General features: G+C 44.6%; 19 protein-coding genes. 4 read left to right on the top strand and 15 right to left on the bottom strand.

What is annotated here, in order from left to right; all coding sequences use genetic code 11:
• Nucleotides 1-25: 25 nt before the first annotated feature.
• From H6571_24040 to H6571_23985, 12 genes are all read right to left on the bottom strand, one after another.
• Nucleotides 26-1,531: an NADH-quinone oxidoreductase subunit M gene (locus tag H6571_24040; GenBank protein MCB9326821.1), complete on the bottom strand. Its 1,506-nt coding sequence runs from the start codon at nucleotides 1,529-1,531 to the stop codon at nucleotides 26-28.
• 155 nt (nucleotides 1,532-1,686) lie between these two features.
• On the bottom strand, nucleotides 1,687-3,606 hold the full coding sequence (gene nuoL / locus H6571_24035; protein MCB9326820.1) for an NADH-quinone oxidoreductase subunit L: 1,920 nt from the start codon (nucleotides 3,604-3,606) through the stop codon (nucleotides 1,687-1,689).
• A 192-nt stretch (nucleotides 3,607-3,798) separates the two neighbouring features.
• Nucleotides 3,799-4,116, bottom strand: a complete 318-nt coding sequence (gene nuoK, locus H6571_24030) for an NADH-quinone oxidoreductase subunit NuoK (GenBank protein MCB9326819.1) — start codon at nucleotides 4,114-4,116, stop codon at nucleotides 3,799-3,801.
• 60 nt (nucleotides 4,117-4,176) lie between these two features.
• Nucleotides 4,177-4,698 carry an NADH-quinone oxidoreductase subunit J gene (locus tag H6571_24025; protein ID MCB9326818.1) on the bottom strand — a complete coding sequence of 174 codons (522 nt, stop codon included), beginning with the start codon at nucleotides 4,696-4,698 and terminating at the stop codon, nucleotides 4,177-4,179.
• Between the two features lie 247 nt (nucleotides 4,699-4,945).
• Nucleotides 4,946-5,434, bottom strand: a complete 489-nt coding sequence (locus H6571_24020) for a 4Fe-4S binding protein (GenBank protein ID MCB9326817.1) — start codon at nucleotides 5,432-5,434, stop codon at nucleotides 4,946-4,948.
• Between the two features lie 13 nt (nucleotides 5,435-5,447).
• Entirely contained in the window at nucleotides 5,448-6,530 is a 1,083-nt protein-coding gene (gene nuoH / locus H6571_24015) for an NADH-quinone oxidoreductase subunit NuoH (protein ID MCB9326816.1), read from the bottom strand.
• Nucleotides 6,531-6,556: 26 nt separating this feature from the next.
• The gene (locus H6571_24010) at nucleotides 6,557-7,624 is read right to left on the bottom strand and encodes an NADH-quinone oxidoreductase subunit D (protein MCB9326815.1); all 1,068 of its coding nucleotides are present in this window, start codon (nucleotides 7,622-7,624) and stop codon (nucleotides 6,557-6,559) included.
• A 163-nt stretch (nucleotides 7,625-7,787) separates the two neighbouring features.
• Nucleotides 7,788-8,246 (bottom strand): NADH-quinone oxidoreductase subunit C, encoded by a 459-nt coding sequence (locus H6571_24005; protein ID MCB9326814.1) that lies wholly within the window; start codon nucleotides 8,244-8,246, stop codon nucleotides 7,788-7,790.
• Between the two features lie 54 nt (nucleotides 8,247-8,300).
• Nucleotides 8,301-8,849 (bottom strand): NADH-quinone oxidoreductase subunit B, encoded by a 549-nt coding sequence (locus H6571_24000; protein MCB9326813.1) that lies wholly within the window; start codon nucleotides 8,847-8,849, stop codon nucleotides 8,301-8,303.
• A gap of 48 nt (nucleotides 8,850-8,897) precedes the next feature.
• Entirely contained in the window at nucleotides 8,898-9,248 is a 351-nt protein-coding gene (locus H6571_23995) for an NADH-quinone oxidoreductase subunit A (protein ID MCB9326812.1), read from the bottom strand.
• Between the two features lie 82 nt (nucleotides 9,249-9,330).
• Entirely contained in the window at nucleotides 9,331-10,335 is a 1,005-nt protein-coding gene (locus H6571_23990) for a 2-oxoacid:ferredoxin oxidoreductase subunit beta (GenBank protein MCB9326811.1), read from the bottom strand.
• A 51-nt stretch (nucleotides 10,336-10,386) separates the two neighbouring features.
• On the bottom strand, nucleotides 10,387-12,285 hold the full coding sequence (locus H6571_23985; protein ID MCB9326810.1) for a 2-oxoacid:acceptor oxidoreductase subunit alpha: 1,899 nt from the start codon (nucleotides 12,283-12,285) through the stop codon (nucleotides 10,387-10,389).
• Between the two features lie 216 nt (nucleotides 12,286-12,501).
• On the opposite strand from H6571_23985, the gene H6571_23980 reads away from it, so the two are divergent.
• Nucleotides 12,502-12,852, top strand: a complete 351-nt coding sequence (locus H6571_23980) for a 4Fe-4S dicluster domain-containing protein (GenBank protein MCB9326809.1) — start codon at nucleotides 12,502-12,504, stop codon at nucleotides 12,850-12,852.
• Between the two features lie 230 nt (nucleotides 12,853-13,082).
• Here H6571_23980 and H6571_23975 read toward each other — a convergent pair whose 3' ends face one another.
• Entirely contained in the window at nucleotides 13,083-17,447 is a 4,365-nt protein-coding gene (locus H6571_23975) for a PKD domain-containing protein (GenBank protein ID MCB9326808.1), read from the bottom strand.
• A gap of 264 nt (nucleotides 17,448-17,711) precedes the next feature.
• On the opposite strand from H6571_23975, the gene H6571_23970 reads away from it, so the two are divergent.
• The 3 genes from H6571_23970 to H6571_23960 all read left to right on the top strand — a co-directional run bounded on the left by H6571_23970 (nucleotide 17,712) and on the right by H6571_23960 (nucleotide 20,195).
• Nucleotides 17,712-18,386: a response regulator transcription factor gene (locus tag H6571_23970; protein MCB9326807.1), complete on the top strand. Its 675-nt coding sequence runs from the start codon at nucleotides 17,712-17,714 to the stop codon at nucleotides 18,384-18,386.
• A complete protein-coding gene (locus tag H6571_23965; protein MCB9326806.1) occupies nucleotides 18,386-19,648 on the top strand; it encodes a HAMP domain-containing histidine kinase in 1,263 nt (420 codons plus the stop codon). Before H6571_23970 ends, H6571_23965 begins: the two co-directional genes overlap by 1 nt.
• A 76-nt stretch (nucleotides 19,649-19,724) precedes the next feature.
• Nucleotides 19,725-20,195 carry a PepSY-like domain-containing protein gene (locus H6571_23960; protein ID MCB9326805.1) on the top strand — a complete coding sequence of 157 codons (471 nt, stop codon included), beginning with the start codon at nucleotides 19,725-19,727 and terminating at the stop codon, nucleotides 20,193-20,195.
• An 8-nt stretch (nucleotides 20,196-20,203) separates the two neighbouring features.
• Here H6571_23960 and H6571_23955 read toward each other — a convergent pair whose 3' ends face one another.
• Together H6571_23955 and H6571_23950 are read right to left on the bottom strand one after the other, a co-directional pair.
• Nucleotides 20,204-20,548: a TfoX/Sxy family protein gene (locus H6571_23955; GenBank protein MCB9326804.1), complete on the bottom strand. Its 345-nt coding sequence runs from the start codon at nucleotides 20,546-20,548 to the stop codon at nucleotides 20,204-20,206.
• Nucleotides 20,549-20,683: 135 nt separating this feature from the next.
• Nucleotides 20,684-21,517, bottom strand: coding sequence for an IS5 family transposase (locus tag H6571_23950; protein MCB9326803.1), 834 nt, complete (start codon nucleotides 21,515-21,517; stop codon nucleotides 20,684-20,686).
• Nucleotides 21,518-22,060: the final 543 nt, after the last annotated feature.

Raw genomic sequence — 22,060 nt, 5'->3', positions numbered from 1 at the left:
GTTGCTGGTTACTGGTTTCTTGTTGCTAATTTCCCAAAAGGAAACTGAATTTTTCCATCAAGGGGCCAAGGCTGTCACCGATCATATTCGAAAGCCAAAGTGGAGCAAGACCCATTCCTAAGATTGGAATGATCAATAAAACGGCTGCTACCTTTTCAAACCACATAGCCCTGGGCAGGTCGTTGAATTCGTCATGCTTGATCGGTCCCATCAGCATGATGCCTACGACTCTGAGAATATACACTGCGGTGACCACTATGGCTGATATGGCGATGATGGTCGCAATTCTGTGGAACGCATCAGGATGCTGGAAAGCGCCCACGAAGATGGTCATTTCCGCTACGAATCCGCTCAGTCCGGGCAATCCCAAAGAGGCCAGACCGGCAATGACGTAAACGGCAGAAATAAACGGCAGGACTTTCATCAAACCACCCATTTTATACACATCACGGGTATGGGTTCTTCCATACAGCATTCCGATAAGGGCAAAGAAAAGGGCCGTCATCAGGCCGTGGGAGAGCATCTGCAGTACGGCTCCGTTGAAGGCCGTCTTGTTGATCATCAACACGGCAAATAAAACCAATCCGCAGTGGCTCACTGAGGAATAGGCATTGATATATTTCAGGTCTTTTTGGGCAATCGCTCCAAACGCACCGTAAATGACGCTTATCGCTGTGAGAATGATGAAAAACCACGCCATTTCACTGGCGGCTTCAGGCATGAGGAACATGGCTACCCTGAAAGCACCGTATCCTCCCAGTTTCATCAATACTCCCGCGTGTAACATGGAAACTGCTGTAGGGGCAGAAGCATGGCCGTCAGGAGACCACGTATGAAAGGGGAAAAGCGCTCCCAAAACGCCAAAACCCACAAAAGTTAAAGGGAAGAAAAAACGCTGGGCCTCAATTGGGATATGCTGTTTGGCAATTTCCATGATATTAAAGGTCAGTGCTCCGCCGTCACCTGCTGAATTGAAGTAAATTCCGAGTAGCCCTACCAGCAGAAAAGCTGATCCTCCCATAAGCATCAGGGTAAGTTTCATCGCCGAATATTCCTTCGGACCACTTCCCCAGATTCCGATAAGGAGGTACATCGGAATAACCGCTATCTCGTAAAATACAAACATGGTGAACAAATCGAGGGAGATGAAGAAGCCAAATACCCCCGTTGCCAGGATGATAAGGGAAATGAAGAATTCTTTTGATAATTCCTTCACTTGCCAGGAGATGAAAACGCCGGCAAAGGTGACGATCCCGGTCAATAAGATCATCGCTACGGAAATGCCGTCCACCCCAATATCATAATGGATGTTGAACTGCTTGAACCAAACCATGCTTCTGGTAAAAAGCATATCAGCTTCATTGCCCGAAGCCCGCTCCCGAAGGAAGGCAAAAAGCAAATAAACAGATTGCAAAAACTGGAGCCCCATTCCCACGGCAGCTACCACTCTCGCCTGTTTATAATCCCGACTGATCATCAAACCGATGATGGTCAAAATTGGAATAACAACTAGTAAAGTTAAAATATCCATAATTGAACCCTTAAACCGGTTGCCCGGCAATAATCAATAAAGTAACACCGAATTTATTCGGTGAATCCAAAAAGTAACAACCGAATTCATTCGGTCGATTAATCCACCCCTGCAGCGAAGCGACATTCCGCACCGCCAAATCGGGATATAAATCTCTACTGTCCCCAGATATAAGCAAAAAACAGCACAATCACGATCACCCCAGAAACGAAGGCAAAAGCATATTGCTGTACCTGGCCTGATTGCATGCCCTTGATCTTTGATGAAAAAGCTGCCGTAGTGTTTCCGATCAAATTCATCGTTCCATCCACTATGTGGCGGTCAAACCAGGCTACCGGCCTTGAAATTCCATTAAAGAGAATCTTCTTTGTTACGAAAAGGTACACCTCGTCGATATAAAATTTATGATTAGCCCATCTGTAAAAGGCTCCAAAAGACTTGGATACCCGTTCGGGCAGATTTGTTTTTTTTCGGTAAAAGGCCATGGCAACCAAAATACCCACTACGCCAATTCCAATCGAAGCGCCTGCTACGGTCCAGTCGATGTGGCCCTCAATAGCCGCTCCGTCGGTGGTCACCCAATCTGTGAAAGGCAGGAATCCAGCAGTGGCACTGGCAGCAGCCAGAACGATCAGCGGAATGGCCATGCTCATCGGAGATTCATGCGGGGCATGTTCGTACTTTTTCTCTTCTCCCCAGAATATGCCGAAATAAAGCCGGAACATATAAAATGCAGTGAGCCCGGCAACGAGGTATTCCACGACGAAGTAGAGCGTATTATTGTGAAGCGCTGCGGCCAGAATTTCATCCTTACTGAAGAACCCGGCGAAAGGCGGAATACCAGCAATGGCCAGGCAAGCGATGAGAAACGTGATATGGGTGATGGGCATATACTTGCGCAAACCGCCCATATCATGCATGTAATTGCTATGAACAGCGTGGATGATAGAACCAGCACCGAGGAACAATAAAGCTTTGAACATGGCATGGGTGAAGAGGTGGAACATAGAAGCCATAAATCCAAGGCCTTCATGTCCGCCATAACCTGAAACGCCCAGCGCAAGCATCATATATCCCAGTTGAGACATGGTGGAAAAGGCCAGTACGCGCTTGATATCCGTTTGTGTACAGGCGATCACCGCAGCAAAAAGGGAGGTAAACCCACCCACAATGGCGATGAACTCCAGGGCGGTAGGGGCTGCAAAGTAGTACAGGGGAAACAACCGGGCTACCAGGTAAACCCCGGCAACCACCATCGTAGCGGCATGGATCAGGGCAGACACCGGCGTAGGACCTTCCATCGCGTCAGGCAGCCAGATGTGTAACGGGAACATGGCCGATTTGCCGGCACCTCCTATAAAGACCAGGATCAAAGCCCATGTCATAGTGGACAACCCCAGGAATGCTATAGAACTGCCCTGGGCCATGGCGGCACCCTCGGGATTGGTAAGTTCCTGGAAATCGAAAGTCCCTGTGAGGTAAGAAACAATGAGTATCCCGATCAGGAAACCCAAATCTGCAAAACGGGTCACGATAAATGCCTTTTTTGCTGCAGCCACAGCCGAAGGTTTGTAGTAGTAATAACCGATCAGCAAAAAGGAGGAAACGCCCACAAGCTCCCAGCAAATATACATCTGGAAAAGATTGGTAGCCACTACCAGCCCAAACATTGAGAAGCTAAACAAGGAGAGGAACGCATAAAAACGATGGAAACCATCATCTCCTTTCATGTAACCGAAGCTGTAAATATGAACCATAAGGGAGACTACAGACACCACGATGAGCATCATTACGGAAATCGGGTCGAGTAAAACCCCGACATCAATATGCAGCTTATCCGTAAAATTGAGCCAGGTCGTATTGTAGGCAATGATCTTCTGATAGGTTTCCTCCACTTTTCCAGCGTGGGAAAAATACCGGTAGGCAGTCAAAAAGGAAAGCACAGAGGACGCCGCAATGGCTCCTGTACTCACCATTCCCCAAAAAACAGGAGATTTTTTATTGCCCAAAATTCCTACCACAAAAAATGCGAGGAAAGGGATCAGCGGTATCCAAATGGTATAACTAAAGTCCATATAGCTTAGTTAAATGGTAAATTTTAAATTATAAAGAATAAATCATAAATTACTGACAACCAACTATTTGAAAATTTATTCTTATATGATTTTTTTAGCTTAATATTGAATTGGGTTTGAATGATTTTTTCTGGTTTCACCAAACTCACTCTCCGGCCTCAAACCCACTTTTATATTTAGAATCTTACATTCCTAATATTTCATGTCCGTCGTATCGTCCACATTTACCGTTTTCACCAGTCGATAAAGATCGATAATGATGGCAATGGCAATCGCCACTTCTGCTGCCGCCACAGCGATCAGGAACAAGGTGAAAAACAATCCCTGAACATGGCCTGGATATAAATATTTATTGAAAATGACGAAGTTGATGGCCGTTGCATTCAGGATTAACTCAACGGACAATAAAACAGAGATCAGGTTTTTACGGGTCAGGAATCCATATACACCGATAAAAAAAACGATTGAGGAAACAATTAAAATCTCGTAAATACTTACTCCGGCTATCATTATATTGAATTTTTTAGTTCAAGTTTTTAGTTTCGAATGATTTCAATTTTTTTCAAAAGATCACATCACTTCATTTTCGCTGTCTTTGGGGCGTTTGGCGATCACGATAGCTCCGATCATCGCAGCGAGCAATAAAATACTGATCACTTCGAATGGCAACACATATCCCCCCTCGCCAAAACTGAGCAAGCGTGCGCCAATGTTTTCCACCGTTCCGGCATTGGCCAACTCAGGGCTGGTTTTAAAAACATGGCTGGTAATGGCAAAAATACTCAACGCAGCTCCGATCGCTGCTATGACTCCGCTCACGATCATCCGGCTCACTTTCGGGGCAGGCATCCTGTTGTCGATCTGCTCAGTGAGCAGGATGGAAAAGATGATAAGCACGACAATCCCTCCGGCATAGACCGTAAGTTGCACGGCCCCGAGGAAAGTGTAACCGATCATGAAGTAAAGTCCGGCGATGGAAATCAATACCAGGAACAGGTAAACCGCTGCACGGAGAATCCGGAGACTGGTCACGGAAAATAGCGAAAATACGATGATTGCTGCCGCTAAAATGTAAAAAATGATACGTTCCATTATTTTTCGTTTTGTCTTAAATCTAAAACTAAACTTAAGCCGCTAATTTTATAAAACTTTCCTATCCCGAACTTATCAGGTGCGCGACAGGTTATGTAGCCTTTGTGGTTCCAGATGGTTTCCGGCGGTTTCAAATGGTTTCAGTAGTTGCTTTTATCCTTCCGTTCTTCGGTCCTTCGAAGTAGCCTTTTCCCTTAAAAAAAAACTTTAGTCTTTAGTCTTTTACCTTTAGCCTTTAACCTTTTTATTATTCTTCCACACCGCTCATCAATTTGGATCCGGGTTTGTTCAGTATTTTAGTCAGTTTCGACCGGTCTGTTACAGCATGTTCAAAATCCTGGCCCATTTTAATGGCATCGGTGGGGCAGGCCGGGATACACAGGCCGCACATCGTACACATTTGCAGGTGGTAGATGAATTTATTGATGCTTTTTTTCTTTTTCCCCGTTTCCGGATCGGGTTTTCTGTCCCAAATAATTTCGATGGTACCGTTAGGGCAGGCAATTTCACAGGCCTGGCATCCGGTACACCGATGCTCATTATCTTCGTTATGTGGCATAATGACTTCTCCTCGGAAGCGCTCAAACATCTTGAGGGTATCCCTGTTTTCAGGATATTGCTGGGTGATGATCTCTTTTCGGGCATGGGCAAAATAATAACCCGTCACCATCATTCCTTTCCAGAGGGTTTTTACTCCGTGGCCTATTTCCGAAAAATATTTTACGATACTATTCATCAGGTTTGTTTTTCTAATTTCCAAAATACCATCCCATGAAAACCACAAAGGCCATCAAAACGATATTCATCAGATTCAGTGGCAAAAGGTATTTCCACTCCAGGGTGAGCAGTTGATCGATTCTCAAACGGGGGAAGGTCCATTTGAACCACATCATCAGAAATATGATAAAAGATACTTTTCCAAAGAACCAAAGGATTGGAGGGATGAAATCCATAATATGGTTGAAGCCTTCGAGGCCTCCGATATGGAAAGGCATCCAACCTCCCAGGAATACGGTAGCCGCAATGACCGCCACGATAAACATATTAACAAATTCAGCCAGGAAGAAAAAGGCGAATTTCATGCCTGAATATTCCGTATGGAATCCTGCGGTGAGTTCCGACTCGGCTTCTGCCAGGTCAAAAGGCCCGCGATTCACTTCAGCGGTTGAGGCCACAATAAACAGGATAAAGGCGATGAAAGCAGGAATATGTCCTTTAAATATCCACCATCCGTCGGCCTGGCTTGCAATGATTTCCGACAGCTGCAAACTTCCCGTGATGACCACCATAGTCATTAGAGCCAACCCTACTGAAAGCTCGTAACTTACAATCTGGGCCCCGCTCCGCATCGCCCCGATCAGGGAGTATTTATTATTACTCGCCCAGCCGGCCAGCAGGATACCTACCACACCTATGGACGAAATGGCAATGACGAAAAATAACCCGATATTCAGGTCGAAAGCCTGTAATCCCGGTGCAAAAGGTGTCAGGGACAGTACAATCAGGGAAGAGATGATGATAATAAAAGGCGCAAAGTTGAAAAGAAACTTATCCGCTTTTTTATTCATGATAGGCTCCTTCAACAGGAGCTTCAGCGTGTCCGCCACCGTTTGGGCCAATCCCCAGAAACCAACGCGCATAGGGCCCAGGCGAAGCTGGAAAAAAGCACAAACTTTACGTTCGACGTAAACCAGCACCAGCCCCAAAATGGCAAAAAAGCCTAAGAAAATAGCTCCGATGATGATCCATTCCACCAAAGCAGCCATCCCCGGCGATAAACTTGCCGCAAGACTTTCATGAATTGATCTAACTAAATTCGTAAAATCGTACATACTTTTATCTTTAATCTTTAGCGTTTTTATCGGTCAATATCCGGCATCACCAGGTCAAGGGTAGACATAATGGCCACGAGATCCGCAATTTTGGATCCACGGGCAATTTTGTCCAATACGAAAAGGTTGGAAAACCCGGGAGAACGGAACTTTAGGCGATAGGGGCTCTTTTTTCCGTCGCTGACAACATACACGCCAAAATCTCCACGAGCCGTTTCTACTCTTTGGTAAAATTCTCCTTTAGGCAGTTTGATGACTGCATTGGTTTTTTCCTGAAATTCTCCTTCAGGAATATTGTCGATCAGTTGTTCTATGATGCTGAGTGATTCCCACATTTCCTGGATTCGAGCCTTGTAGCGTGAAAAAGAATCCCCCTCGGTAAATAGTACTTCATTGAATTCAACCTTATCGTAAGCATGGTAAGGAATTCTTTTACGGATGTCGCATTCGAAACCAGAGGCTCTGCCGGCAGGTCCTGTGACGCCAAAAGCAATAGCATCTTCTTTGGTCATCACCCCGATGCCTTTTGTCCTTTCCTGGAAGATCACGTTGCCGGTAAGCAGCTGGTCGTATTCCGGGAGTTTCTTTTTGAAGTGCGCCACGAATTCCTTGGTTCTTTTTTGGAAATTGGGGTGAATGTCATACATCAGCCCGCCCGGCTGGTTGTAGTTCATGGTGAGGCGTGCCCCACAGGTTTCCTCGAAAATGTCGGTGATCATTTCCCTGTCGCGGAATCCGTAAAGGAAGGTGGTGATGGCGCCGAGGTCCATCCCCATAACACCCCACCACAATTGGTGCGAAGCCAGACGAGTCAGTTCGTCGATAATAGTACGAATGACTTTCACGCGGTCGGAAACTTCGATTTCCAACGCCTTTTCAACGGTCAGACAAACTGCAGCATTATTGATGTGACAGGAGAGGTAATCCATCCGGTCAGTAAGGTGTACGATCTGACGGTAACTGTCCTTCTCACACATTTTTTCAATGGAGCGATGGATATATCCGATATGAGGCTCGATCTTATTGACGGTCTCACCGTCAATGGTGAGTACCAGGCGTAACACCCCGTGGGTGGACGGGTGCTGAGGCCCCATATTGATAAAATATTCCTCGCTCTTCATGCCCGCCTGCTGGGCTAGTTTTTCCTTGTCGACAACTTCCATATCTTATGACTTTTGTACCGGGGACATTTTTTTGAAATTCGCCTCCGGTATTTTTAGCACAGAGGTTTTTTTGTCCCGATCCCTTAATTCCTGATTAATAATCGATCATATTCACATCATCCACATAATCTTTGCGCAGGGGATAACCTTCCCAGTCATCTGTCAGCAACAAACGTCTGAGGTCAGGATGATTCCTGAATACCACCCCGTAGAGATCATATATTTCTCTTTCGTGAAATTCGGCCGTTGGCCAGATGTCGCAAACGGTATCCACTTCGGGCGTTTCCCTGCCTTCCGTTTTTGTTCTGGCGACAATGATATGTTTATGTTTGGTTGATTCGAGATGATAAACAACTTCAAGATGATCCGGCCAGTCGATACCGCTTTGGCAAAACAAATAATCGAAAGCTGTTTCGGGATGATCTTTTAATTGCAACGCCACTTCGTGAAGGGTTTCTCCCGGCAGGGTTACCTGCAAATATTCCTGCTCTTCGTCAAACTCAATACCTTCTGCCCAGGAAGAAATAAGATTTTTCAATGCTGTCTTATCCATGCTAGTTCGTTTTACTTTTAATGCGGCCCAAAGGGCTGTTCATTTGTTGGAGGGTTAAAATCCTTCCGCAAATTTTTCATCGGGATGGATCCTTTTTCCGGAACGTTCGGTTTTGATCTTTTTTTGGAGTTCCATGATTCCGAAAAGCAGGGCCTCCGGGCGTGGCGGACACCCCGGAACATAAACGTCAACAGGAATTACGTGGTCAGCACCTTTGACAACAGAATAGGTATTGTAGAAGAAAGGTCCGCCGGAAATAGCACAGGCACCCATGGCGATGACATATTTTGGATCGGCCATCTGGTCATAGAGTGTGCGTAATACAGGAGCCATTTTATTGACGATGGTTCCCGCAATGACGATAAGATCGGCCTGACGAGGCGTAGCCCTGGCCACTTCGGTACCAAAACGTGACCAGTCGTGACGTGCAGCACCTGTAGCCATCATTTCGATGGCGCAGCAGCTCGTTCCAAAAACCAGGGGCCATAAGGAATTAGCGCGACTCCAGTTGACCACTTTATCAATGGAGGTGATAAGGATGTTGCCTCCGTTACCGCCATTTATTACAGTACCCAGTTCACTTTGATTGATTGCTTCTTCCATGATATTTTTTTCTGGTGTTCAATTATTGTAGCGATTCAATAGATAGGATTACTCCCAGACCAATGCTTTTTTCTTCCAGGCATAGAGGAGTCCCATTCCAAGGATGATCAAAAAGATCAGGGCCTCGACCAGGGCTACACCGCCAATACTTTTCATAACCACTGCCCAGGGAACAAGAAATACCATTTCCACATCAAAAACGAGAAAAAGAATGGCAAAAAGGTAATAGCCCACCTTAAACTGAACGTGTGTAGGTCCTTCGGTAGGCAGCCCGCATTCGTAAGGATCATTTTTGAACTCATTTTTGGAATTAGGGGCCAATAGTGCTGAAGCAGCCATAGCTCCGCCAACAAAAACAACTCCTGCAACCAAAAAAACAATTATCGCTTCTAATCCCATAATGCCAGGTTTTATTATATTATTAGGTTGCGAAATTTTACCTTTGGTAATGTTTCGCAACCTATTTAAAATTAAAATCTATTTATTTGACCTCCCATGTTTCTCCGGATAATAACAAGTCGCTAACCGAATGAAACTTGGCATTTTTCTTGACTTCCTCCATTTGGACTTTTACTCTATCTCCTAAGGTAGCGTCATCTACTCTTCGAATAATACCCATAACGGTAGGCGCATGAAGTTTTCCAAGCATTTGATGCAAGGTGTTATCCGGGTCTTCAGCATCGTGTATGAGAATATCGGCTTCGGTAATACCATTTTCTCCAATGGTGGCTACCTCGAGTTTTAATCCGTTAAGTACTAGCCCTTTGTTACGCTCTTTGCCAAAAATCATTGGCTTTCCATGCTCGACCCAAATCTGCGCATCATCACGCACATCTTTATTGACAATATCATCAAATACCTTATCATTGAAAATCACACAGTTCTGTAAGACTTCAATGACGGAAGTGCCATGAAACTTTTCTGCTTCCACAAAAACATCTGTCAATTCTTTAGGCAGATTCCCGGGAATGCGGGCAAAAAATCTCGCCTGAGCACCCAGGGCTAAACCTGCCGGATGGAAAGGAGGCTGAGTATTTCCGTAAGGAGAAGATTTGGTGCGCAGCCCTACTTCAGAGGTCGGAGAAAATTGCCCTTTGGTCAGACCGTAAATTTCATTATTAAACAGAATGATATTGAGATCGACATTCCTGCGGATTACATGAATAAAGTGATTGCCACCAATGGCCATGGAATCCCCATCGCCGGTGATCACCCATACACTTAATTCCGGATTGGCAAGCTTTACACCTGTTGCAATAGCAGGGGCTCGACCATGGATACTGTGCATCCCATAAGTATTCATGTAATAAGGAAAACGGGATGAACACCCGATTCCTGAAATAAAGGCAAAATTTTCCTTTTTGACGCCCATTAGTGGCAAGGCCTTTTGTACTGACCTTAAAATCACATAATCATCACAACCCGGGCACCAGCGCACTTCCTGGTCGCTGGCCATATCTTTAAACGTATAGGTAGGATTTTCCATTTTTTTAATTTTTTAGTTTCTTTCGCTCTTAGTCAATCGCTCTGGGATATTTTAAATTAGTTGCTCATCAATCGGTGTTCCAAGTGTCTGTGTGAATTTTTGAACCAATTCCATAATTGTAAAAGGAAGTCCCTGTATCTTGTTGTATTTCAAGAAATTATGGTTCGGATAACGGGAGCGCAACACAGAAACCAATTGTCCCATATTCAATTCGCAAACCAATATCTTTTTGAAACGGCTGAATACTTCGTTTGTATTTTTCGGCATAGGATTGAGGTAGTTGAAATGCACAAAACCAATCTTATCTCCGGTATCATTCAAATATTTTACGGCAGTATGTAAACTGCCATAAGTTCCTCCCCATCCCACGATGAGTAATTCACCTGATGAAGCTCCTTCGATCACTAATTCAGGAATGTCGTTTTCAACCCGTTTGATTTTTTCCGCACGGATTTTAACCATGTATTCGTGATTTTCAGGGACGTAAGAAACATTACCATTTAATTTATCTTTTTCTAAGCCACCCACGCGGTGCTCCAAACCAGGAGTTCCCGGAATGGCCCATTCTCTGGCCAGGGTCTTTTCATCTCTGGCATAGGCATTCCATATTTTTCCTTCTTCCGGAGTTTTGGCAACTCTTGGCGTAATGGGCGCCAAATCCTCCATGGATTTAATTCTCCATGGTTCTGAACCGTTGGCGATATAACCGTCGGTCATCAAAATAACGGGGGTCATATGTTCCAGGGCAAGCCGGGAGGCTTCGTAGGCATAATCAAAACAGTTGGCCGGTGTACTGGCTGCTATGACGATTACCGGGCTGTCTCCATTTCTTCCATAGAGACATTGCAGTAAATCAGATTGTTCGGTTTTGGTTGGCAAACCCGTGGATGGGCCGCCCCGTTGTACGTTGACAATTACCAATGGTAATTCGGTAATCATTGCAAGACCGATAGCTTCTCCTTTCAGGGCAAGCCCAGGGCCGGAGGTAGTCGTAATGGCAAGGTCGCCGGCAAAGGAGGCACCAATAGCGGAACATACCCCTGCAATTTCATCTTCAGCCTGGAAAGTCTTAACGCCAAAGTGTTGGTGTTTTGACAGTTCGTGGAGAATATCAGAAGCCGGAGTAATAGGGTAAGATCCGAGGAATAACTCGAGGCCTGCCTTTTCTGCTGCCGCAATAAAACCCCAGGCAGTAGCTGCATTACCCATAATAATACGATATTTTCCCGGAGCCATTTTGGCAGGGAGAATGGTATGGGCAGAAGGCAACAACTCAAGGGTGTCTGCATAATTGAACCCTGCACGTAAGACGCGTTTGTTGGCTTCAACTACTTTAGGATTATTCTTGAATTTCTTTTCGAGGAAATTTTCCGTATGCGTTAGAGGGCGGCTGAACATCCAGAAAACCATGCCCAGGGCAAACATATTCCTGCTCCGGTTGATACTCTTATTGTCGAGACCGATGTCCAGAATGCTTGTTCGTGTAAGGGTAGTAATCTGTGCCTGGATAACCTTGAAGTTAGCCAGACTGTCGTCCTCCAGTGGATTCGATTCGTAACCCGCTTTTGATAGATTCTTACTCGTGAAACTATCAGAATCAACGATGATGGTCTTTCCCGGAGGAACAGTATGTAAATTAGTCTTTAATGCGGCCGGATTCATGGCTACCAGTACATCAACATCATCACCGGGGGTACTGATCTCCGTTTGGCCAATATGCACCTGAAAACCAGATACGCCATAAACACTGCCGAGCGGAGCTCTGATTTCTGCAGGGTAGTTAGGAAATGTTGCTATATCGTTTCCCAACATTGCTGAAGTGTCAGAGAATTGGGTACCTGTAAGCTGCATCCCGTCACCGGAATCACCGACAAAAAGGATTACGACCTTTTCCAACACATTCGAATCTGATAACTCCTGCCGTGTTGTTTTTATATCTTCAACTGCCATGTTTTATTTTTTTTATTTTAAAAGACGCGCTAATTTAGGGTAATCATCTCCAATATCCAATAGCATAGATCATACAATGCTAATTTATATTGGCTCTAAATTACATAAAAATTATTGAATTTTTTTTAGTATATTTACAAACCTTCTTAATGTTGCATTCTGAAACTTTTCAGAAGGTTTTTTTAACACAATTATTCAACATAAAATTGATTTAAGATGGCAATTAAAATCACAGATGAATGCATCAATTGCGATGCCTGTATTTCGGAATGTCCGAACAACGCAATTTATGAACCGGATGAGGAATGGTCATTTGCTGACGGTACCGAACTGAGCGGCATGATTGAACGTCCTGACGGAAGTATGGTTGATGCAGATAAAAAGCACGATCCGATCTCAGATGAGTTCTACTATATAGTGACCGATAAATGTACGGAATGTAAAGGTTTCCACGATGAACCGCAGTGTGCTTCCGTTTGTCCCGTTGACTGTTGTGTTGACGATGAGGACCATAGAGAGTCGGAAGATGAACTCATGGCTAAAAAAGCCTGGTTGCACGGAGAATAATTCCTGTCGGCCAGACGACTTTTTAAGCAAAAAAAAGACATCCCGGGTTTTGCCGTCAGGCGAAGCTTTGGATGTTTTTTTTTAGCCCGTGCGCCAGACCTCCGAGGTTTTTAAAACCTCGGAGGTCTGGCGCTTCGAAGCTCCCTTCTATAGAAGCCGCGGGTTATGGAAACGTGACATTGCAAACAGCTGTTTTTTCTTTTTTAACTTTTCGAAAAGGAATTATTCCCTTAGCGTAGTAAAGTTACCTCCCCGAAAGTCGTTACCTTCCTGCCTTCACAGACCAACAGAATTTCCATTTTGTAAATATACATATCCGCCTGGGCAGGTTCGCCTTTGTAAGTGCCATCCCAGGCTGCATCAGAACCATTGTCGTGGTAAACCTTTTCGCCCCAGCGATTATAGACCCAAAAGTCAAGGATCTCGATTTGGTCGGTAAACTGTTCGTTGTAATAGACTTTGAATACATCATTGAAATCATCGCCATTGGGAGAAAAGACATTGGGAATACGGTATTCATCATCCCCGAAAACGGCTATGCTGTATAGGTATTCAGCCGATTCACAATTGAGCAGGTCGCTGATGGCCAGTGTGAATTCGGCATTTTCTTCCGGAGCAAACGGCGGGGCGGTTGGCGACCAGTTGTACAGGTGGAAGCCATCATTAACGGGTATCGGCACATCGAGTATCATTGAAGGACACATGGAGGTGTCAATATCCATCCATGGCAAGGGTTGAATGACGGAAATGGTGCCATCATCAACGCCTTCACATCCCGTAGAATCTCTGACAATAACGGAGAAAGTCGTCGTCTGATCCAAAGTCACTTCTTGTATTTCAGCAAAAGGGTCCTCAAAAAAACTTGCCGGCGACCAGATGTACACTCCGTTTTCAATGGGGCTGTTGATCATCAAGGTTGCCGTACCTCCCGGACAAAGGGTGTCTTCCAAAATAAAAACATCGGGAATGTTGCCCAGAACGATATGCCGGGAAGTAGTATCCATACACCCATACTGGCTGTCGGAGGCGACCAGTACTACATCGTAAGCTCCGGGATCATAGACCATAAATGGATTCAAAGCGGTCGAACTTTGACCATTGCCCAGGTTCCAGAAAAAACTGTTTGCCCCGGAGGAGGTATTGTTGAAATTTACCTCTCCTTCGCAAAACACGAGTTCATTGCCTCCGTTGACCAGGAAAGAGGCGACCGGATTTTTGATGAAAACCGGGTTTTCCACCGCATAGGTACAGGCTCCGTTCTGGCCTTCCAATACCAGCGTGGCCACGGTTTGCCCGCCGGGAGGAAATACCTCATAGGAATGAGTGACCGGATCTGCATCAGATTGCTGGGTGCCGTCGCCGAAGTTCCAGGTATATGAGTTCACATCCACCGTATCAATCAACTGGAAGGTGATGGATTCTCCCAGGCAAATCGTATTGTTATCCATAAAAAAGTCACCTTCCGGCCCAACGAGGGTGATCTGCTGGTAGGCAGTATCCTGGCAGCCATTGCCCGTCGAGGCGATCATTTGTATGGTAAAAGTTCCTTTTCCAAACGAAGCGGCAGGGTTCGCGCCTATGGCGGTTTGTCCGTTGCCGAAATCCCAGAAAAAGGCTAAAGGATGTTCTGATTCACTGTCATCAAAAAAGATGATGTTTTCCGGGTAGCAAACAATGCCCTGCCCGTCCACGCTGGTGGTAAAACCGGCATCCGGGTAGGATTGCACATTGACAAAACTGTTGACCGTGCCACTACACCCGCTGCTTTGCTCCTCGTAATTCAAAATAACCTGGTAAAACCCCGATTGAGTGTAAGTCGTGGTGGCCGTCTGTGCCGTAGATTGTTGCATATTTCCGAAATTCCATGCAAAATTCAGGTTCGATCCCTGCGCAGTGAAATCACTGGCCGTAAACTCTACCTCATCTCCCACACAGATATTCGGCGTTTCCGGAAAGGTTGAAATTTGAGAAACGGGCTGGTACCAGTTTATTTCGTAGCTGATGAGGCCTTCGCACCCTAATACGTCATCGACGAGTAAAGTTACAATGTAAGAGGTGTCCGGAAATAAGGGATTATTGTTAAAAGGGTGAACCGGATTTTGCTGGGATGAAGTTGTTCCGTCCCCAAAGGTCCATTGCCAGGAAACCAGGGTAGTGTCTCCGAATGACATATCCGTGAATGAGGTGGGATTGTCGCCCCCGGCACATACAATGGTATGATCAAAACTAAAATCCGCTACCGTATGAAAAATATCGACGGTGTGCCGAACGGTATCTCGACAACCGTTAATGTCGGTCGCAACCATAATGATGGTTTCTTCCTCGGGGACCTGGCTGGGAATTTCCAGGTAGGTGGTATCGGTGGTGATCGGTCTGTTGCTATGCTCAAAAAACCAGTCGTAACCCTGACCACAATGGGCATCCACATCCACGGAACCGGAGGCATCCAGAATCATGGGCACGCCGAGGCAATATTTTTCCTTATCAGTGGTGAAGGCTGCTTGTAAATCCCGCACACAAACCAGGGCCGTATCCATTGAAGCGGCACATCCTGAACTTTCATTGAAAGCGGTGAGCACAACGGTATAATTCCCGGTGGTCTGATATTCATGTGCTGTGACCGGAGTACTGGTACCGTCTCCGTCTCCAAATTCCCAAACCACTGAAGTAGCCTCGTAAGAGGAATCCCTGAAGGCCACGATATACGGATGATCGCAGTCTATTTCATAATCTATTTTGGCAATGGGGCCTTTGACCAGTATAAAATCTTCTTTGGTGATCGAGGAATAACATCCGTTGTATTCCACCGTCAGGGTCACGTCGTAGGTACCGGCGGCGGCGGTGAAAGGCCAGTCGAGATCATTGGCTCCGAAACAATGGAAAGATCTCCCGTCATCCGTTTCAAAGTGCCATGCATCTATTTCGTCGGTATCGAAAAGGCTCGTAAAATGAACGGTGTCGCCCGGACATATCGCTGCCTGGTCGACTTCAAAATCTATATCCAGAGGTCCGCCGACCTCAATGGTGACCACATAGGAAGTGTCCACACAACCGGCCTCATTGATGATAGACATCTGCACTTCATACGTGCCCGGATTTTCAAAAGTGTGGGAAACATCGCCCGAATTGTCGAGCGAAATGGATTCCCCGTCCCCAAAAGTGTAATACCAGTTCATGATGGCCTCGTGAGAGCTGCTCGAATCGCTGAATTGAACGGTCAACGGGGCACACCCATTGATCACATCCGGCATAAAAAGGGCATCGGGCCGGAATAAAGTATCCGCGGCAACGAGGGTGTCCCGGCAACCGGAAGGATTGGTCACGATCAGTTGGGCATAATATAATTTTCTGCCGTATTCTGAAAAAGGATCTTCATCAGGGTATTCCAGGGTTGCCGTCGCAAACTGATCGGAAGAAACCGTCCCGTCGGGCAGGGCCCACTCCCAGGCGATCGCATCCGGAGATAATGGCGTGTAATTGACCGTCAAGGGGACATAACAGGAATAGGAAGGGTCAGAATCAAAGGACGGGTCAGGATCGTCAACATAAACGGTTTTGGTGATGGTGGAGGAACAGGAGCTGTCTGGCAGGGTCACTGTAAGACTCACGTCATGGTAACCGGCTTCTGAAAATACAAATCCTTCCTCGTCGGCCATTATCCTGTGAAAATAATGAACACTTGGGTCCGTATTCCATGAATAAAGCCCCGGATCGGAGGTATTGACAACGATGACACTGTCCAGAATACAAACGGTGTCGGGAACGATAAAATCTGCGAGTGGTCCACCGATGGCCACTACGCGGGTCAATACACCGGAGCACTGGTTGGTATCCGTCACGGTAAGGCTCACCTCAAAAATACCTTCTTCCGTATAAGTGTGGGCAGGAGGTGTCAGACCACTAAAGGTGCCACCATCGCCAAGATTCCATTCGTACATGTATTCTGTTCCGGGGGTGAAATTGAAAAAGGAAACTTCCAAAGGCGGTTCGCAAGCCAATGCCGGGAACGGAGAGGTGACGAAGTTGACATTATCCACGCTGGAAACAGTGATCAGGTCGGGAAAGATAGCAGTGGTATTGCAACTTTCAATATTGGTCTCAAGGCCCAGCGAGGGGCTGAAATGGCCTGAAGTATTATAAAGATGTGAAACGCTGGACGCGGATATTCCAAGATTGCCATCCCCGAATACCCACTCGTATTGAAGGATCTGTATTTCCGGAGACAAGTCGGTTACCGCGGTAAATTGGACCAGCAAGGGACGGCATCCGATTGTGGTATCGGTTACCAGGGTGATGGTAGGCTCCGGATAAACGTTAATGGTTACGGTTCCAATCACAGGTCCGCCGGAAGTGTTTTTGAACTCTACCACATAGGTGCCGGGGTTGATAAAAATATTGATGGGCGATGAAAGGGTAGAGGTGGCCCCGGTCTGGAAATTCCAGAAAAAAGAAGCCTGTCCCGCCGGTGGGGAGAACTGAACTTCCAGTGGTGCACATCCTTCCACTATCGAGGCGGTTTGTCCGAAACCGGAAATGGAAAAAGTCAGGAAAGCGGTCAGGGTCAGAAAGAGTCTGGCGTAAAAGTTTAGTTTCACCTTATATGGGTTTATGGTTGAGTAATAAGCGCTGAGCAAGATAGGTAAATTTGATTTGAAAAGCAAAACTGGTGTTTGTCGGGTACCGTGTTTTTATTAGAATTGAAAGGCATTGTACATAATTTGGTGCCTAATGCCGTGTGGAAGTCGAGTGTCCAGGTTTTCATTGTCTACTTGTTTCGGTATTTCAGCCCCATTCCAGAATTAAGCCCTAATTTTATCCTGACCAATCTTATTGAATAAGAAAAATAAAAGTTTTCATAGATGAAGATTTTGATCGTCGAAGACGAAACGGTTTTAAGGGAGACAATGGTTGACCAGCTTGAAAAGGAAGGTTACCGCTGCGAAACGGCTATTGACCTGGAGCAATCCCTTGAAAAAATTGAGCTTTACCAGTATGAAATTGTTTTGCTTGATGTCGGTTTACCAGATGGAAATGGATTGGAAGTATTGAACAGGCTCAAGATGTTGCATCCGGAAACGGGGGTGGTGATCATCTCTGCCAGGCATGCGCTGGAAGATAAAGTATTGGGCCTGAGGGAAGGGGCTGATGATTATTTGACCAAGCCTTTCCATTTTCCGGAACTCAACGCCAGGATAAAATCCCTGATCCGACGCAGATTTTTCCAGGGAAATCAAATCATTGAATTCGGGAGCCTGAAGATAGACCTGCTCTCCAATACCATTTTTGTCCTGGATAAGGCCGTTGAGTTAAATAAAAAGGAATACGATTTACTTTTGTTTTTTGTGATGAATAAGAACCGGGTACTGACCAAAGCAGCCATTGCCGAACATCTTTGGGGAGATTATATGGACCTCGCCGACAATTTTGACCTGGTTTATACCCATGTAAAAAATCTGAGAAAGCGCATCCTTCAAAACGGAGGCGAGGATTATATCAAAACCATCTATGGGATGGGTTATAAATTGTCCATCTAATGAAATTGGTTCAAAAAAATAATAAGATTTTTTTTCAGTTTACCCTGCTGGCTTTGTTGGCCTGGGCTGTTTTATTTTTCTGGGTCATCAATCGTATTGTGCTCAATGAGGTGGATGAGAAATTGAAAAATAATTTAACGCGTATGGAAAATCGGATTGAGGCAGGGGAGCCGATCCCGCATTTTCCACCCGGAATAGAAGTGAAGAAATGGGGCAGTATGCCCACTGGCCCTGAAGTGAAAATACTGGACACCCTGATTTTTGACCCTTTGGAAAAGGAAAAGGAAAATTTTCGGCAATTGACTTCCCTCTATGCTGATCAAATTGGAAATGTTTACCAAATTACCCTAAGAGCTTCATTGGTGGAAACGGAGGACCTGTTTTTTGCACTCGGGATTAGCCTGCTTGTTTTGTGTTTTATTCTGGGGGGCGCCTTATTTTGGTGGAATAAAAGATACACCCGTAAACTTTGGCGTCCTTTTTACCAATACCTGGATCATCTTCGGCAGTACGATATTAGCAAATCAGACCTTTTCGATTTTGAGAAAAGCCAGGTCGATGAATTTGAAGAACTTCGAAAATCTTTGGTGCAATTGACGGGAAAAGCGCATCATGATTACCAAAGCCTCCGAGAATTTAGCGAAGATGCGAGCCATGAAATCCAGACCCCACTTACCCTGATCACTTCAAAAATAGAGGCCTTGATGGAAACAGAAGAAATGCCCGGACATCAGATGAAAGTCCTGGAAGATATCTACCAGGGGGCGAATCGGTTGAGCCGGCTCAATAAACATTTGCTTCTGTTGACCCGAATTGATAACCACCAGTTTAATGATGTTGAAAGTATAATTGTTGCTGAATTGATTCAGGAAGAATTGGCGGCAGTAGATTCTATTTTGGCGACGAGGGAAATAACGGTTAATCAAAATTTGGACCACAACCGGGAGGTAAGGATGAGTAAAACCCTGCTCGCCATTATCATTAAAAATCTGCTTGGCAATGCGATCAAATTTAGCCGACCCGGAGATACACTTGCTGTTGAGTTCGTAAATGGAAGGCTTGCTTTTTCGAATCCGGGAAATCAGCCTTTAGCGTTTTCCGACCAATTGTTTAAAAGATTTTATACCCGGGGAGGAAATGAAAATTCCCTGGGGTTGGGACTGGCCATTGTAAAAAAAATAGCCGACCTGAACGATTGTCAGCCGGGCTATCAATTTGAGAAAGGATTTCATCATTTTTATATTATTTTCCCTAATCTCTGATACATAAAAAGTCGGTTCAGGTTCATCACAGATTTTGGGACTAATTTTGGATTATTATTTAACAAAAAAAAGATTAATGAAATTATCAACGAGTTTTGGCCTTTTACTCTTTTTTGTCGCCTCTGCCTGCGCTCAAAAAAATATTCCGAATGCTGTTAAAGCAGCTTTTGCTGAAAAATTTCCCGGAGCCACTTCCATAAAATGGGAAAAAGAAGATGGTGAATTTGAAGCTGAATTCAAATGGCAGCAATCCGAATACAGCGCTAATTATTCCATGGATGGAAAATGGATGGAAACCGAAAAGTCCATTGACAAAAAAGACCTGCCCGAAGCGGTGACAGCCACCCTCGCCGATCAATTTAAAGATTACAAAATCAAGGAGGCAAATTTATTGTCCAACCCGGAAATGGAGGTGGCTTATGAAGTAGAACTAAAATCAGGGTTGAAAACCATAGAAGTATTACTTGATGCCTCAGGTAAAGTGATCAAAAAGGAAAAGGAAGAGCAAGACGGGGAGGAGGAAGATGACGATGATGGGGGGGAATAACCCCTCCTTCACTTCCTTTTCTTCGAAGCTTTGGCCAGCGGGTTGAAATCCAGGCAAAGTTTTACCCAGTACTCAAGCTCGTCCTCCATGTCAACGGCTTGGGGTTCCACAAAAACGTAACCTTTCAAGGGACGGCCGGTGAAATTCATTTCCTTACAGCCGTCCTTTTGAAGGGCTTCAGGATATTTTTCTTCTCCTATCCTTGCCATGAGGTTGTCTTTTACGATACCAATACACATCTTGTCGTCAACCATGAAGACGAGGCCACCCATCATTTTTTTATCGAGATAATTGATTTTACGTGCGTCGAGGATGCTTCGGATGCGCTCTGCCAGGTGTTCGTCGTAGGCCATGTGGATCGTTTTGATGGTGAGGAAAGGTAGTGAAAAATTGGCTGAAACGGAAAATTATTTAGAATATTTCCAAATTAAAATAATAATAAAAAATCATGGAGAAAATTTTGCAGATTCATTTTTTTTTGAAGTTGTTTAAAGTTTTCGCTCCGTATTCAACACTTTCCTTAACAAGATAAGTGTAAATGCTAAATAGTGGAAAGATAACCAATGTGAGGCTTTAGTTTCATACCGGACCAACAGTCCCTTAAATCCATCAAGCCAGGCATTTGTTCTTTCCACAACGAAACGTTCTTTATATAATTGATAATCAAAGTAATAATCATGTTTATCTGGATTTTTTGAGTTTCTTTTATTGATGTCGAAGTTGGGGATGATTCTAAAATATTCACAAAATTCTCTGAAGTCAACCCCGTCGAATCCGGCATCTGCATTCATAAAAAGTCCATCATAATCAATATTTGAGGCTTTCAAAGTGTCTACTATTTTGGACACGCTTTTTTCAATCTCAAATAGATCATTATGGTTACCAGCAACAGGGCTGCCACAAGCAAGCGGAATACCTTGTTTATCAGTTAGAAAAAGCATATTGGTCGTTTTGGACTTTTTCCTGCCTTGATAACCAACTTCTTCTCCTCCTCGCTTTGCTGGCGTATGTGAACCATCCAATTGAATACTTGACATATCCAGCAGCGATTTATGAAGTTTTAAAAACGATGTCCAAAGACGTTGCCAGCTACCGTCTTTGCTCCATTTTTGAAAATAGTAATACACTGTGTTCCAGGTAATTGAAAACCGATTAAAGAATTGCCGAAGGGGTAATTCTCGCCATTGGCAACCAGTTTTCAATTTATGCATAATGGCTCTTACGATTCGCCATAATCCATACTGACATTTTGGGCCACGTTTGTCCACACTTAAATAGAGTATCAGATATTCGTTAATCATCTTTTTGCTTAACTTGACCATCGTTGCAGGTGGTTTTGTGAGTTAAGTAGGATTTTCAAACTTAACTCTCTGCAACTTTTATCCCAAATTCAAAAAAACTTTAAACAACTTCAATGATTAAATATAGACTAATGAATCATGAAGCCACATTTTTCTCATTTTTCATTTTGCAACAATCTGGTAAGTTCGGAAAATGTGGTAAAAATTAAAAAAAAATGAATAAAAGCAGAGTTTCAAATCTTGAAAAATTTAAAGAAAATGAGAGGAACTTATTTCGGAATTCTACTGATAGAGATTTTTTGTATTCCTACCATTTTTTTTAAAAAACTGGCTTGGAGTTTCAACGTAAATATAAAAATGGAAGAGGGATAAGAACAAAATATCACCTGGATTGCAATTAAATAATTTCGTTACACACTCATAACTTTTGATTTTGTTGCCTATAAAACGCTTCAGTGCAATAGAGATTCACTATCCATGCGAATCAAGGGTTGAATATTTTGATTTCTGAATCAACATATTCAACCCACTTTCGGGGTTGATTTCATTATTTGACAACCCCAG

The sequence above is a fragment of the Lewinellaceae bacterium genome (assembly GCA_020636105.1).
Taxonomy (GTDB): domain Bacteria; phylum Bacteroidota; class Bacteroidia; order Chitinophagales; family Saprospiraceae; genus BCD1.
Note: the sequence above shows the minus strand (reverse complement) of the source record. Positions and strands in the feature narration are given on the sequence as shown.

Excerpts from the sequence above, each read along its gene's own strand:
- H6571_24040 (MCB9326821.1), bottom strand. The coding sequence starts at position 1,531 with ATGGATATTTTAACTTTACTAGTTGTTATTCCAATTTTGACCATCATC.
- nuoL (MCB9326820.1), bottom strand. The coding sequence starts at position 3,606 with ATGGACTTTAGTTATACCATTTGGATACCGCTGATCCCTTTCCTCGCA.
- nuoK (MCB9326819.1), bottom strand. The coding sequence starts at position 4,116 with ATGATAGCCGGAGTAAGTATTTACGAGATTTTAATTGTTTCCTCAATC.
- H6571_24025 (MCB9326818.1), bottom strand. The coding sequence starts at position 4,698 with ATGGAACGTATCATTTTTTACATTTTAGCGGCAGCAATCATCGTATTT.
- H6571_24020 (MCB9326817.1), bottom strand. The coding sequence starts at position 5,434 with ATGAATAGTATCGTAAAATATTTTTCGGAAATAGGCCACGGAGTAAAA.
- nuoH (MCB9326816.1), bottom strand. The coding sequence starts at position 6,530 with ATGTACGATTTTACGAATTTAGTTAGATCAATTCATGAAAGTCTTGCG.
- H6571_24010 (MCB9326815.1), bottom strand. The coding sequence starts at position 7,624 with ATGGGGCCTCAGCACCCGTCCACCCACGGGGTGTTACGCCTGGTACTC.
- H6571_24005 (MCB9326814.1), bottom strand. The coding sequence starts at position 8,246 with ATGGATAAGACAGCATTGAAAAATCTTATTTCTTCCTGGGCAGAAGGT.
- H6571_24000 (MCB9326813.1), bottom strand. The coding sequence starts at position 8,849 with ATGGAAGAAGCAATCAATCAAAGTGAACTGGGTACTGTAATAAATGGC.
- H6571_23995 (MCB9326812.1), bottom strand. The coding sequence starts at position 9,248 with ATGGGATTAGAAGCGATAATTGTTTTTTTGGTTGCAGGAGTTGTTTTT.
- H6571_23990 (MCB9326811.1), bottom strand. The coding sequence starts at position 10,335 with ATGGAAAATCCTACCTATACGTTTAAAGATATGGCCAGCGACCAGGAA.
- H6571_23985 (MCB9326810.1), bottom strand. The coding sequence starts at position 12,285 with ATGGCAGTTGAAGATATAAAAACAACACGGCAGGAGTTATCAGATTCG.
- H6571_23980 (MCB9326809.1), top strand. The coding sequence starts at position 12,502 with ATGGCAATTAAAATCACAGATGAATGCATCAATTGCGATGCCTGTATT.
- H6571_23970 (MCB9326807.1), top strand. The coding sequence starts at position 17,712 with ATGAAGATTTTGATCGTCGAAGACGAAACGGTTTTAAGGGAGACAATG.
- H6571_23965 (MCB9326806.1), top strand. The coding sequence starts at position 18,386 with ATGAAATTGGTTCAAAAAAATAATAAGATTTTTTTTCAGTTTACCCTG.
- H6571_23960 (MCB9326805.1), top strand. The coding sequence starts at position 19,725 with ATGAAATTATCAACGAGTTTTGGCCTTTTACTCTTTTTTGTCGCCTCT.
- H6571_23955 (MCB9326804.1), bottom strand. The coding sequence starts at position 20,548 with ATGGCCTACGACGAACACCTGGCAGAGCGCATCCGAAGCATCCTCGAC.
- H6571_23950 (MCB9326803.1), bottom strand. The coding sequence starts at position 21,517 with ATGGTCAAGTTAAGCAAAAAGATGATTAACGAATATCTGATACTCTAT.